13 protein-coding genes are annotated in these 11976 nt (G+C 39.6%); 2 read left to right on the top strand and 11 right to left on the bottom strand.

From position 1 onward, the window contains the following. The 10 genes from G6W43_RS03620 to rpmH form a co-directional block, all read right to left on the bottom strand. Positions 1-1050, bottom strand: a complete 1050-nt coding sequence (locus G6W43_RS03620; RefSeq protein WP_148824758.1) for an SDH family Clp fold serine proteinase — start codon at positions 1048-1050, stop codon at positions 1-3. Positions 1051-1053: 3 nt separating this feature from the next. Continuing rightward, positions 1054-3243, bottom strand: coding sequence for a phosphoribosylformylglycinamidine synthase subunit PurL (gene purL, locus G6W43_RS03615; RefSeq protein WP_194169171.1), 2190 nt, complete (start codon positions 3241-3243; stop codon positions 1054-1056). 86 nt (positions 3244-3329) lie between these two features. Next, positions 3330-4043 (bottom strand): hypothetical protein, encoded by a 714-nt coding sequence (locus tag G6W43_RS03610; protein ID WP_194169170.1) that lies wholly within the window; start codon positions 4041-4043, stop codon positions 3330-3332. A gap of 71 nt (positions 4044-4114) precedes the next feature. Further along, a complete protein-coding gene (locus G6W43_RS03605; RefSeq protein WP_194169169.1) occupies positions 4115-4696 on the bottom strand; it encodes an NAD(P)H-dependent oxidoreductase in 582 nt (193 codons plus the stop codon). Between the two features lie 42 nt (positions 4697-4738). Then, positions 4739-6064, bottom strand: coding sequence for a tRNA uridine-5-carboxymethylaminomethyl(34) synthesis GTPase MnmE (mnmE, locus tag G6W43_RS03600; RefSeq protein WP_194169168.1), 1326 nt, complete (start codon positions 6062-6064; stop codon positions 4739-4741). Continuing rightward, positions 6061-7152 (bottom strand): Jag N-terminal domain-containing protein, encoded by a 1092-nt coding sequence (locus G6W43_RS03595; RefSeq protein WP_194169167.1) that lies wholly within the window; start codon positions 7150-7152, stop codon positions 6061-6063. The genes mnmE and G6W43_RS03595 overlap by 4 nt, the downstream gene beginning before the upstream one ends. Next, positions 7149-8705, bottom strand: a complete 1557-nt coding sequence (gene yidC / locus G6W43_RS03590; RefSeq protein ID WP_194169166.1) for a membrane protein insertase YidC — start codon at positions 8703-8705, stop codon at positions 7149-7151. The genes G6W43_RS03595 and yidC overlap by 4 nt, the downstream gene beginning before the upstream one ends. Then, positions 8706-9047 carry a membrane protein insertion efficiency factor YidD gene (gene yidD / locus G6W43_RS03585; protein ID WP_087583103.1) on the bottom strand — a complete coding sequence of 114 codons (342 nt, stop codon included), beginning with the start codon at positions 9045-9047 and terminating at the stop codon, positions 8706-8708. After that, on the bottom strand, positions 9044-9379 hold the full coding sequence (gene rnpA / locus G6W43_RS03580) for a ribonuclease P protein component (protein ID WP_080658384.1): 336 nt from the start codon (positions 9377-9379) through the stop codon (positions 9044-9046). Before rnpA ends, yidD begins: the two co-directional genes overlap by 4 nt. Then, positions 9367-9501: a 50S ribosomal protein L34 gene (gene rpmH / locus G6W43_RS03575; RefSeq protein ID WP_002940373.1), complete on the bottom strand. Its 135-nt coding sequence runs from the start codon at positions 9499-9501 to the stop codon at positions 9367-9369. Before rpmH ends, rnpA begins: the two co-directional genes overlap by 13 nt. A 285-nt stretch (positions 9502-9786) precedes the next feature. Here rpmH and G6W43_RS03570 point away from each other — a divergent pair, with 285 nt between their 5' ends. After that, positions 9787-10278: a uracil-DNA glycosylase family protein gene (locus G6W43_RS03570; RefSeq protein ID WP_228027366.1), complete on the top strand. Its 492-nt coding sequence runs from the start codon at positions 9787-9789 to the stop codon at positions 10276-10278. Beyond that, a complete protein-coding gene (locus tag G6W43_RS03565) occupies positions 10275-11555 on the top strand; it encodes a hypothetical protein (RefSeq protein ID WP_194169165.1) in 1281 nt (426 codons plus the stop codon). The genes G6W43_RS03570 and G6W43_RS03565 overlap by 4 nt, the downstream gene beginning before the upstream one ends. Before the next feature lie 12 nt (positions 11556-11567). On the opposite strand, the gene G6W43_RS03560 is transcribed toward G6W43_RS03565, so the two are convergent. Then, a complete protein-coding gene (locus G6W43_RS03560; protein WP_149712197.1) occupies positions 11568-11957 on the bottom strand; it encodes a YbgC/FadM family acyl-CoA thioesterase in 390 nt (129 codons plus the stop codon). Between the last annotated feature and the right edge of the window lie 19 nt (positions 11958-11976).

Genomic DNA, 11976 nt, shown 5'->3' with positions numbered 1-11976 from the left:
TTACCACAAGTGATAGATTGTATTTTTTATCTTGCCATTTACTAGCTCATTTTTGCGCCATGAGCTCTCGTCGTTCATCACGTTCCAGCGGCGCTCCTCAGGGCGATAAAACCAGTCTTTATCGATCTGATAGTAAATTTGCTTGCCGTTTGTCTCGATGATGTTTGCGATGTTGTTATCGTGATAGCTGTTCTCATCGTAGTCAGTAAAGGCTCGCTGTCCCATCTCTGAGTAAAGTAGCGTTAGCTCCTGAAGCATCTCATTTAGATCATCGTCCATTTTCTTGACATGCAGACCGATCTCCTGCGCCTCACGAAAGAGTATCGGATACTCGTGCGCTGGGTAGTCTGCGTTTAGCCTCTCAGAAATTTCAACGATCTTTTTATCATCATCTATGTGATATCTAAGCAGCTCAGAGCAAATTTTAAGTGAGAGCGAGCTAGCGCGATCAACCGCACCAAAAACTAGCGGATGGATATACTCATATAGCGAGTTATAGGGGTTTGTGTCGTTTGGTCTATCTTTGTCCTGCTCTTTCCAGAGCTTCACCACACGGCTAAGCTCGTCCATAGAGACGCTTACAAGCTCGTTGCCCTTATTTGTAGGACTAAGTTCATGCTTGAGCGAGGTATCAACCGGAGTTAGATAGGCAAGTGGGCCCATCACGATCTCGTTTGCTCCAAGCGCCATCATCGTAGCAGCTGAAGCGCAGTTTGATGGGATCAGTGCTATTAAATTTTTGCAGTAGTTTCTAAGGGTGCTAATGATCCTAAGCGCAGCTATACCGCTTCCGCCATCACTTTTTATGAAAAGGTAGGCAGTGTCTATCTTTTTGCCCTTTAAAATTTCATACATTGCGCTTGCATCGTTGCCGCAGACATTACCAGCGTTTGAGTTGTAGTAGGTTATCAAAGGGGCGTTTAGCCTCTTTTCGATCGAACTTATCAAATTTTGAGTCTCGCTAAAGAGCACTGGCGGCTTTGCCACGCCCTTTTTCTCGTTTTGCTCTACTTCCTTTTCCCCGCTTACTTTTTCCTTTTTAGAAAACATCTCTTAGTCCTCCTTTTTTACGATTTTCGCAAACTCATTTAGATAAATTTCTCTTACGTCCTCTAAGCTCTCATCTATCTCATTTAGCTTAAATCTCTTGCCTCCGCTAACGCCGATCTTTCCAAATTTCACACCAAATTTAGCCGCAAGTGCTTCAAATTTAGCCTCGTCTTTTACACCCACAACCGCTCTTGAAAAGCTCTCATCAAAGATAAAATTTGGCTCTTTAAATTTAACTTCACAATTTATGCCGATGTTTGAGATGCTAGCCATTTTTGCTAGCGTGATAGCAAGACCGCCCACGCCTACGCTATTTGCAAACTCTAAAATTTGCTCTTTATTTGCCTCTATCACTAGCTCCCAAAGAGCTCTCTCAGCTTTATAATCAACCTCTTTTAGCTTTCCGCCAACCACATCAAATAGCGCCTTTGCGTAAAGAGAAGCTGCAAATTCTCCTCTTGTCTCGCCAAGCAAGTAAATCGCCCTACCCTCGCTTAAAAATTTGCTTTTTAGGTTTAAATTTGCGTCTTCATTTACACCAACCGTGACGATGGCTGGCGTTGGATAGACGCTAACGCCGTCAGTGTCGTTATAAAGGCTCACGTTGCCACTAACAACTGGCGTATTTAGCTCACGGCAAGCCTCTTTTATGCCTTCACATCCCTCTTTAAACTGCCACATTACCTCTGGATTTTGCGGGTTGCCGTAGTTTAAGCAGTCAGTTATCGCAAGTGGCACAGCGCCGCTCATCGCTACCTTTCTGCCAGCTGCAGCGACGGCTCTTGCAGCGCCAACTTTTGGATCAACGAAATTTGCTCTAGGATCGCACTGCGCGGCCATAGAGACGGCCTTTTTAGTGCCTTTTACTCTGATACTTGCAGCGCCCAAGCAACCAGGCTGTTTTATCGTGTTTGTCTGGATATTTGCGTCGTATTGATCGTAGATAAAGCTTTTATTTAGCACCTCTGGCTCTTTTAAAAGCTTGAAAAATGCGGTTTTATTATCGACATTATTTGGAATTTTTAAATTTGCTATCTCATCAAGGTATTTTGGACGTGCGACTGGACGATCAAGCACCGGAGCTGCCTCGCTAAGTGGCCCGATAGGGATTTCGCCTGCAAGTTCGTCATGCCAGTAAAGCTGCATCACTCCGCTACTTGTGACCTCGCCGATGATCTCAGCGTCAAGGTCCCATTTTCTAAAAATTTCAAGCACCTTTTGCTCGTAGCCTTTTTTGGCGCATATTAGCATACGCTCTTGAGACTCGCTTAGCATTAGTTCATAAGGCGTCATGCCAACTTCGCGCATCGGCACGCGGTCTAGATACATCTTCATACCGCTGCCACTTCTGCCAGCCATCTCAAAGCTAGAGCTTGTAAGTCCTGCTGCGCCCATATCTTGGATGCCGATGATGTAGTCTTTTTTAAAGAGCTCTAAGCACGCCTCCATAAGCAGTTTCTCGGCAAATGGGTCGCCTACTTGCACCGTTGGACGAAGTGATTTATTTTCGTCGTTAAAGCTATCGCTCGCCATAACAGCGCCGCCAAGTCCGTCTCTACCGGTCTTTGAGCCCACGTAAATGACTGGGTTGCCCACTCCTTCAGCCTTGCCGTAGAAGATTTCATCACTTTTGCAAAGTCCAAGCGCGAAAGCGTTGATTAAGATATTGCCATTAAAGCTAGGATCAAAGGTAGTTTCGCCGCCGATCGTTGGGATACCCATGCAGTTGCCGTAGTGTCCTATGCCAGCCACACTTCCTTTTAGCAAATATCTATGCTTTTTAGCCAGCTCACTCTCGCCTCTTATCTCGCCAAAACGAAGTGAGTTCATGTTCGCAACGACTCTTGCGCCCATAGTAAAGACATCTCTTAAAATTCCACCAACGCCAGTTGCAGCGCCCTGAAACGGCTCGATAAAGCTTGGGTGGTTGTGACTCTCCATCTTAAACACAGCTGCAACCCCGTCGCCAACGTCGATGACGCCAGCATTTTCGCCAGGTCCTTGGATGACCCAAGGTGCCTTTGTCGGAAAGCCGTTTAGGTATTTTTTGCTTGATTTGTAGCTGCAGTGCTCGCTCCACATCGCCGAAAATATGCCAAGCTCTAGTAAATTTGGCTCACGGCCTAAAATTTTTAAGATCTCCTCATACTCTTCGTCGCTGATTTTATGTGCTTGTATGGTAGCTTTATCCATTGATGTAACCTTTTAAGAATTTTAAGCTATTTTACAACCTTGCTTATAAAAAGTTACTAAAAAGGGCTTTGAATCTTTGGTGGGTGTTACTTTTGAAATGCCTTAAAACAAAGCACATTTAGGAGAATTCTGCCTTGTTTTAAGAGGTCGCTCTCTATGGTTGTCTTTTGAAAATTTGGATTATGAGTGTCATTTTTCAATATCTTTTCATCCTCGTCCGAAAGGTTGAAAAAGTACCTAGTTTCCTTTAGCACAAAGCCTTCGTTGCCAACTATATCTGAGCTTAATATCACTGCAAAAAAGCCATTTTTTAAAATATAATTTGTCACGCTTTTTGTTTTTATAGCCTCTTTGCTACTCACAAACGCCTCACAAACCGACATAGCGCTCGTGCTATAAACTATGCTTTGGACTATGCCATCTCCAATGTCATAAAATTTGATATTTTTTGCGTTTATTAGCTCATCTATATCGTTAGAATTTGACAGCACAGCGTCTTTGCTGGTGTCTAAATTTTTAACGATCATCGTTTTATTTGCGTCGCCACTTTGCATTATCTCGCCAAAAGTGCTAAATCCTGCATTTGTGCCGGCTGCTTTTATCTCAGCCTTGCCGACAATGTTTGCAAATTTATTAAAATCATCTAGGCTATTTTGAAGCTTATAAAATTTCATCTCAAGCAAGGTTTCGTTATTTTCAAGGTAGAGTAAATTTGCCTCATCGCTTGGCTTTAAAATTTGCTTGCCAGCGCACCCAGTAAAAAATATAACTGCAGCTAAAAATAGAAATTTTCTCCTCATTTTCCCCAACCAAGATAGATATAAATTTAAATGCCCTCTAGCGCAAATGGCTAGAGAGTGGTAGAAATGTTTTACGCTTTGAAAACTTTTTCAAGATGCGCCTCATACTCTTTTAGATATCTTGGCACGTCTGGCATCTTGATAACATCGCAGCAGATAAAGTGCGGAAGCGACTTTAAGCCAATAAATTCATTTGCTTTTCTAAAATGAAAGTAAACTCCATCAACACCGCGCGCCTCAAAAAACTCATTTGGATCGCTAAATGCCTCAGCTGGGGCGTTCCAAGTAAGGCTTAGCATAAATTTCTTGCCATTTAGCAAGCCGCCTTTGCCGTAGTTTTTGGCTGGATCTACCCTATGCCTGCCATCACTCGTATAAAGCTTGCCATGACCTGCTGTAAAGACCTCGTCGATATATTTTTTCACTATCCAAGGCTCGCCCATCCACCAAGCTGGCATCTGCCAAACTACCGCGTCCATCCAGAGAAATTTTTCAACTTCGGCCTCGATATCATAGCCTTGATCTATCACGGTTTGTTTTACCTCGTGACCCATTTTTGCTAGTTTTTCGTATGCAAGATCGTGAAGTGTTTGATTGAGCCTGCCATCTGAATGGGCAAATTTTTTGCCACCATTTATAAGTAAAATTTTCATTTTTTCTCCTTTAAAAAGCGCAGATTTTAACCAAAAAAAGTATCATTTCCCTAAACAAAAATGGCTAAACATTTCGTCTAAAATTTCACTTCTCTCAAATGGCTTTGTGATGCTTGCAAGTGCCTTTATCGCGGTATTTAGCTCGTAAGCGAAAATTTCTAGCTCATCTTCACTTAGTCTTAAAAACGCTCTGTTTAAAGCCTCGCTCGCCTCTTTGCAACTTAAAATTTGGCGGTTTGAGCTTAGCATGATCTCGTCGGTGTCTTGCGTCTTGAGATAGCCCTCAAGCTCTTTTAAAACTACGCTCGTATCAGTTTTTGCAGAAATTTTGATAGCGCCGTCCAAATTTATGTCAAATTTAAACGCAAGATCGCTTTTATTTAGGATAAAAAAGGCTTTTTTGTTTGAGTTAGAAACGAGCTTTATTATCTCCTTATCTTGCTCGTCGCTTAAAGATGAGCCGTCAAAGACAGCTAGGATGATATCTGCCTCGTTTATGGCAGAGATCGAGTAGTTTATGCCGATTTGCTCGATCTTTCCAGCATCTTTTCTAATGCCTGCGGTGTCTATTATGCGAACTAGATGCGAGCCGATCTTAAAATTTTCTTCTATCCTATCTCTAGTTGTGCCCGCTTCGTCGCTAACGATCGCTCTTTCGTATGCCAAAAATGAGTTTAAAATGGAGCTTTTGCCAACATTTGGCTTGCCGACGATAGCGATCTTAAAGCCATCTATTAGCCCTCTTCTTTGCTCGCTAAGAGTGGCTATGCGCTCTAGCTTCTCACTATTTTTTAAAAGCATATCTTTTGTCTGCTCTAGCAAATTTGAAGGCAGATCATCATCAGCATAGTCAATCATCGTCTCAACAAAGGCAAGAGTTTTGACCACTTCGCCCCTGATCTCGCCTACAAATTTACTAAGATCACCTTGCATTTGGCGGGTTAAAATTTTAGCTGCGATCTCGCTTTTTGAGGTGATGAGCCCTTGCATCGCCTCAGCCTTAGCTAGATCCATCTTGCCATTTAAAAATGCCCGCTTGCTAAACTCGCCTGGCATAGCAAGCCTTGCGCCAGCTCTTATTAGCTCATTTAAAATTCTCTCACTCACCATCACGCCGCCATGAGTTTGAAACTCGACGATATCCTCGCCAGTAAAGCTTGCAGGAGCCTTAAAATATATAACGATGCTCTCGTCTAAAATTTCATCATCAAGGGAGTAAATTTTGGCTAGTTTTGCGTATCTTGGCTCTAAATTTGAAAGTTTAAGAAGTTTTAAAGAGGTGGCCAGAGCGTCCTTGCCGCTAAGCCTTACGATAGAAACTGAGCCGATGCCATAAGCTGTGGCAAGGGCTGCGATAGTTTCACTCATTTTTTAAAAAAGTCATTTACGACGACAAATTTGCCGTCATTGCCGCTTTTTATGCCGACATATTTATCTGGGAATTTCTCGCGAAGTTTCTCAAGCGCGATCTTGACCAAAACTCCATCAAGTGGCTTTGTTTGGGCTCTACCGCTATTTTGCACACGCTCGATTACACCATTTAGATATTGATCCATCATCGCTTCTTGATTTTGCAAAAATTGCGCGATCTCAAGGCGGATAGCGAGGTTATATTTTGAATTTAGCCAGTTATAGAGCATATAAGAGATCGCCTTGTATCTATAACCCTCTTTGCCGATAAGTAGTGCCGCGTCAGCTCCGTCTAGCTCGATAAGCACTGTCTCATCGTTAAATTTACTAACTTCTACCTTGTCTATCTCAAAGCAGCTTGCCTTAAAAAGACGCGTCATGCCCTCTTTTATCTCGGGTAAAATTTTATCAAAGTCGATTACAACTTTCTCTTTTTTCTCTTTTGGCAAAGCTTGAGGCGCGCTCTCTTCATCAGTTTGGTTGAAATTTTCGATGATTGAAGTATCTAGGATGTTTTTAGGAACACTTTTACTAGCTTGTGGCTCTTTTGCCACTTTAGTCTCTTTTTGCTCTTTTGGCTCTTTTGGCTCATCAAGTCTTTTTATGACATATCCCGGCTCTTCAGCCTCTTTTTCACCCTTTTCAGCAAAGGCATCTTTTGCAAGAGCTGAGTTTTTCTCGCTTAAATTTGGCTTTTCATTTTTATGCTCTTTTTGCTCAGACTTAGCCTCATTTTTCTCATCTTTATGCTTTTTAGGATTTCGCTTTTTATCATTATGCTCGTGTTTTTTACCCTGTTTTTTCTCTTCTTTTACACTCTCATTCTCATCACTTTTTTTAGCAAAATTTCTATCATTTTTTGGTTTATGTTGTGGTTTTGGCTGATTTTCTAAATTTGCCTCAATGATCGCTGTCTTTTTAAAAAATCCAAAAATTCCGCCACTTGGATGTTGCAAGACCTTGATGTCAAGCTCAGTGACTGAACAATTAAGCTGCTCGGCTGCCTTTTGAAATGCCTCTTGGAGGGTATTTGCTTCTATTTTCATTGAGCTTTTACCTCCGCAGCTTTTTTATGTTTTTCAAAAAGTTTATTTACAAAGACTTGTTGAACGACTGAACAAACGTTATTTACAAACCAGTAAAGCGTAAGACCTGCTGGGAATGTCACAAAGAAAAACGTGAAGATCAAAGGCAAGAATTTCATAACCTTTTCTTGCATAGGATCGGTAAATGTCGTTGGTGTAAGTTTTTGTTGTAAAAACATCGTTAGACCCATCAAGATAGGTAGCACAAAGTATGGATCCATCACTGAAAGATCGTGTATCCAAAGTATCCAAGGAGCACCTTTTAGCTCGATCGCATTTAGTAAAACGCGGTAGATCGCAAAAAATACTGGAATTTGAAGCAAGATCGGCAAGCAGCCACCCATCGGATTTGCGCCATGTTTTTTGTATAGCTCCATCATATGAACTTGCATCTTTTGCTTATCATCTTTATACTTTGTTTGGATCTCTTTTACCTTTGGAGCAAGCTCTTTTAGCTTATTCATCGATAGCATACCCTTATATGTAAGCGGGAATAAAACTATCCTTATAACAAGCGTTAGCACAACTATCGCCCAACCCCAGTTGCCAATGTAGTTATGTAAGAAATTTAAGAATGCAAACATCGGCTTTGCTATAAACGTAAACCATCCATACTCAATAACATCGTTTAGTCTCTCATCCATCGAGCTTAAAATTTTATGCTCTTTTGGTCCGATGTAAGCGCCTAGTTTTAGATTATCGTTTGCCTTTACAAAGACGATAGGATTGTTATTTGTATCTTTATCCACAACGGCTTCAAATGGCTTGTCAAATGAGTAAAATAGCGCTGTGTAGTATCTATCAGATGCAGCCGCTATAGTAGTATTTGCATAGTTTTTAACCTCTTTTGCATCGCCATCTTCTATGATATTTAGGCTATCGTCTGTATTTCTAAGCATGACACCATGAACTGTGTAGCTATCTATCGCGATATTTGGTCTAAAGCCAGGAGTGATAAAATAATCAACACTTTTACTTAAATTTACTTCAACCTCGTAACGACCATTTGGGTAAAATTTGATATTTTTTGTGACTGTAACGCCGTTTAAATTTTGAGTGAGTTTTATAGTTTTAGGCTCGCTGCTAGCATCTACCTCGCTAGCGTCACTGCTATATGCAACCTTAAAAGCATCAGTATTTAAAGCGCTATCGTTAAATCTAAGCTCAAGCGGCAGTGGATTTTGTGAAACAAGCTCGATTTTGTTGCCATCTTCTGTTTTATACTTATCTTCGGTTAGATAAAATTTCGCGATCCTACCTAGTTTATCTATCTTTGCTTCGTAGCTTTGACCTTTGATGGTAGCGATTATCTCGTTTGAAGCTAAATTTTCATTTGATTTTGGAGTATCGTTAGTAGAGGCTGGGGCTTTGCTTTGATCCATTGTTTGAGAGATCGTTGTCTGGTTTTGCTCTAGTGGAGCTCTTTTTGGCATAAAAAAGTCATATACTATGAAAAATACGATCGACAAAAGTGCTGCAAGAAGCAACCTTTTTTGCATAGACATCTGTTCCATTTATTTTTTTTCCTTTAATTTATCTAATACTTTTACGACATAAAATTTACTATTTTGGCAAGGGATAAACCAGAAATTTACATTTTTGGTATCGCTTTTTTGAAATATAAAACATGAGTTAAATTTTTTGCGGATGATTGGGTAGTTGATACCGCCTTTGAAAAGTTGATTGCATCTTAAAATTCGCATGAATGTTGCAAAAAAAGCAGAGAAAAAGCTGTTTGTTTGAAATTCCCAAATGGCGTATTGTGAGCAAGTCGGATAGTAGCGACAGCTTTTTGGCAGAAGTATGGAAATATATTTTTGATAAAAAGCGATAAATTTAATCGCAAATTTTTTCATTTTAGACATCCCATTTTTTTTATAGACCAGCTCAAATTTTTACAAATTTTGTCAAATGAAATTTCTGTAATTCCATTTTTTGCGACCATAATGTAAGTGCCATCTTTTAGCTCATTAGAAATAGAAAAAAAAGCAGCTCTTAAAAGTCTCTTTGCTCTATTTCTAACTACTGCTTTTCCCACTTTTTTGCTAGCAACAACTGCTAATTTTTTTTCAATTGTAGGTTTATAAAAAACTACGCAAGCGTCACAGTGCCATTTGCTAGCCTCTTTATAAACCTGAGAAAATTCTCTCGAGTCACTTAGTGACTCAAAACCAGCTAAGCAGCCAATCTTTTTCTACCTTTAGCACGTCTAGCGTTGATAACCTTGCGGCCATTTTTAGTTTTCATTCTTAAACGAAAGCCGTGAGTGCGTTTTTTAGGGGTTTTATGAGGTTGATAAGTCCTTTTCATTTCTATCCTTAAAGTTAATATAAAAAGTGGGATTTTATCAAAGCAATACTTAAATTCCTTTGAATAAATCAGCCCGAAAAAACTATAATTTAAACTTTAAGTAAATCAAGTTATAATCCGAAAATGAAATTTCATAAAAATAAAGATCTCTTAGAAAAATTACTTTTTTTAAAAGCGATCGGTTACAATTTTATAGATGAAAATTTTCTTAATTTAAGCAAATATCAAGATTATAACAGCATAGACGAGCTAAATAGTGAGATAAAAAAGTGCTCTCTTTGCTTTTTGAGAAATAGCTCAAAGTGCGTTTTTACTGGCTTTGGCGATAAAAATAGCAAGATAATGTTTGTATCGCTTTGCAAAAAAGATGATTATTTTGAAGGCACAAGCGGCAAAATTTTAGAAAATGCTATAAATAATGGCTTAAATTTAGAAAAAGATAGTATTTATATAAGCTTGCTTTTGCGCTGTGAAATTTCAAATAGTGACGCGAAAAATCCAGCGTTAAAGAGCTCGTTTGAGCTTTGCAGGCCATATCTTTTAGAAGAGATAAGACTTATTAAGCCAAAAATTATCATCACTTTAGGAGAGGAAGCTTTTATGCATCTTTATCCAAATTTGCTCTCAAAGGGCGGATTTTCAAGCATAAGAGGGAGCATTTTAAAAGATGATGATAGGTTTATAATGCCAACTTTTTCACCAGAGTGGATCAGCAAAAATCCAAGTTTTGAAGAAAATTTTATAGATGATTTGAAAAAAATCAAGGGAGTGATATGAAAAGAATTTTTCTTTTTTTAGTTATATTTGTAAGCCTTTTTGCAGCGCAAAATGAAGCCTTAAGCGAGATGCAAGACGAGACTACTGAGGCAAAATTTGAAAGCAACATCACTAAAAATCAAAGCCTCTCAAGCATACCGCCAGCAAAGATCACTTACATAAATTTAGAGCCAGAATTTTGTGATAGCTCTTGCTTAAATGAGCTTATTAATAGCGATATGCTAGCTAGCTTTATGGCGAGATTTGAGCCAGCAAAGATAGATGATAAGGCACTTTTAGACCTTTACGCTTCGCTTGGCGGAGAGATGATTTTAAAGCTTGCACAAAGCGATAAGATAGCAGTCATCATCCCTCAAAAGGTTATAAAATCATACGCAAATGTCGTATCAAACGCGATTCTAAGCTACATCTTAAAGCAAGATGCGAATGTCGAAGTGAAATTTATAAATAGTAGCGACGAGAGTTTGCCTAGCCTTCAAAACGCGCTTCAAAACGCTAGAAATGAGGGCTTTATCTACTTCATAGCAGCCCTTACTCAAAATGGCGCAAACATGGTAAATTCTCTCATCCTGCCAAACGAACTCATCTACATCCCAAGCGTTCATAGCTCTTTTGTGACGGCTCCAAAGCCAAATTTGATCTTTGGTGGAGTTGATTACAAAGCGCAAATTTCAGCCCTGCTCGCTTTTGCCAACGAAAAAATAGTCGCCTTTGACGATGGCAGCGCGCTAGCACAAAAGCTAAACGAGTATGTACGCATGCAAAGTAACGACTACTACGAGAGCTCGATCACAGGTAAAGATATAAATTTAAACGATACTTTAAGCAAAAAGTCTAAATTTGATAACGCAAGCATCTTTTTAAACATCCCTATAGTTAAAGCTTCTCTTGTAGCAACGCAGATGAGAGGCTTTGAGATAAAGCCTTACGCGCTTTTAAGCACGCAGATAAATTTCTTGCCAAATATCTTTAGCGCCATCACGCAAAGAGATAGGCAAAACCTCTTTGTGGCAAATTCGCTAAATTTACTTGATGAGAACTTTTTAGGGCTTGGAGATCTTTTTGGAGTTGATTTTAGATACTCACAGATCGGCTACTCAAGTGCCTTGGGAGTGGAGTATATCTATACAAATTTCATAAACAAAAGTGCCAGCAAAATTTTTGCTGAGAAGGTTGAGGGCTCGCAAGTTTTATATGATGTGAAAATTTATGATACAAAAAGCGATCACTTTAATGAGGTAAATTCGCAGGAGCAAAACAGCACAAACGGGATTTAGCAGTTTTGCTTGCTAAAATTTAACCTCATTTATAAAAGTTTTCATGCTCTCATCTATCTTTGCTAGCCTGCCCTCTTTCATAAAAGCTAGCGTGATAGTCGCTTTAAAGAGCACTTTTTCAGTATCTTTTTCTTCAAATTTATAAATTTCTTGCTCTAAAACAAGGCTTGCCTTTTTAAGCTCTATGAGCTTTGTTCTCACAAAAACCTCATCGCCAAGCACTGCTGAAGCGAGAAATTTAGCCTCAAGAGCTGAAACGACAAAGTATCCGACCTCTTTTGTGAAATTTAGCCCAGCCTCAAAAAACGCTTCACTTCTGGCTCGCTCGCAATATTTAATATAGTTTGTATGATAGACGATGCCGCCTGCATCGGTATCTTCGTAATAAATTCTTATCTTCACTGCAAAGCTCCTTTAAATT

This window comes from Campylobacter concisus, assembly GCF_015229965.1.
Classification (GTDB): domain Bacteria; phylum Campylobacterota; class Campylobacteria; order Campylobacterales; family Campylobacteraceae; genus Campylobacter_A; species Campylobacter_A concisus_BD.
Note: the sequence above shows the minus strand (reverse complement) of the source record. Positions and strands in the feature narration are given on the sequence as shown.

What these genes read in the sequence shown, in the direction of transcription:
- G6W43_RS03620 (WP_148824758.1), bottom strand. Translation starts at nt 1,050, where the DNA reads ATGTTTTCTAAAAAGGAAAAAGTAAGCGGGGAAAAGGAAGTAGAGCAA.
- purL (WP_194169171.1), bottom strand. Translation starts at nt 3,243, where the DNA reads ATGGATAAAGCTACCATACAAGCACATAAAATCAGCGACGAAGAGTAT.
- G6W43_RS03610 (WP_194169170.1), bottom strand. Translation starts at nt 4,043, where the DNA reads ATGAGGAGAAAATTTCTATTTTTAGCTGCAGTTATATTTTTTACTGGG.
- G6W43_RS03605 (WP_194169169.1), bottom strand. Translation starts at nt 4,696, where the DNA reads ATGAAAATTTTACTTATAAATGGTGGCAAAAAATTTGCCCATTCAGAT.
- mnmE (WP_194169168.1), bottom strand. Translation starts at nt 6,064, where the DNA reads ATGAGTGAAACTATCGCAGCCCTTGCCACAGCTTATGGCATCGGCTCA.
- G6W43_RS03595 (WP_194169167.1), bottom strand. Translation starts at nt 7,152, where the DNA reads ATGAAAATAGAAGCAAATACCCTCCAAGAGGCATTTCAAAAGGCAGCC.
- yidC (WP_194169166.1), bottom strand. Translation starts at nt 8,705, where the DNA reads ATGGAACAGATGTCTATGCAAAAAAGGTTGCTTCTTGCAGCACTTTTG.
- yidD (WP_087583103.1), bottom strand. Translation starts at nt 9,047, where the DNA reads ATGAAAAAATTTGCGATTAAATTTATCGCTTTTTATCAAAAATATATT.
- rpmH (WP_002940373.1), bottom strand. Translation starts at nt 9,501, where the DNA reads ATGAAAAGGACTTATCAACCTCATAAAACCCCTAAAAAACGCACTCAC.
- G6W43_RS03565 (WP_194169165.1), top strand. Translation starts at nt 10,275, where the DNA reads ATGAAAAGAATTTTTCTTTTTTTAGTTATATTTGTAAGCCTTTTTGCA.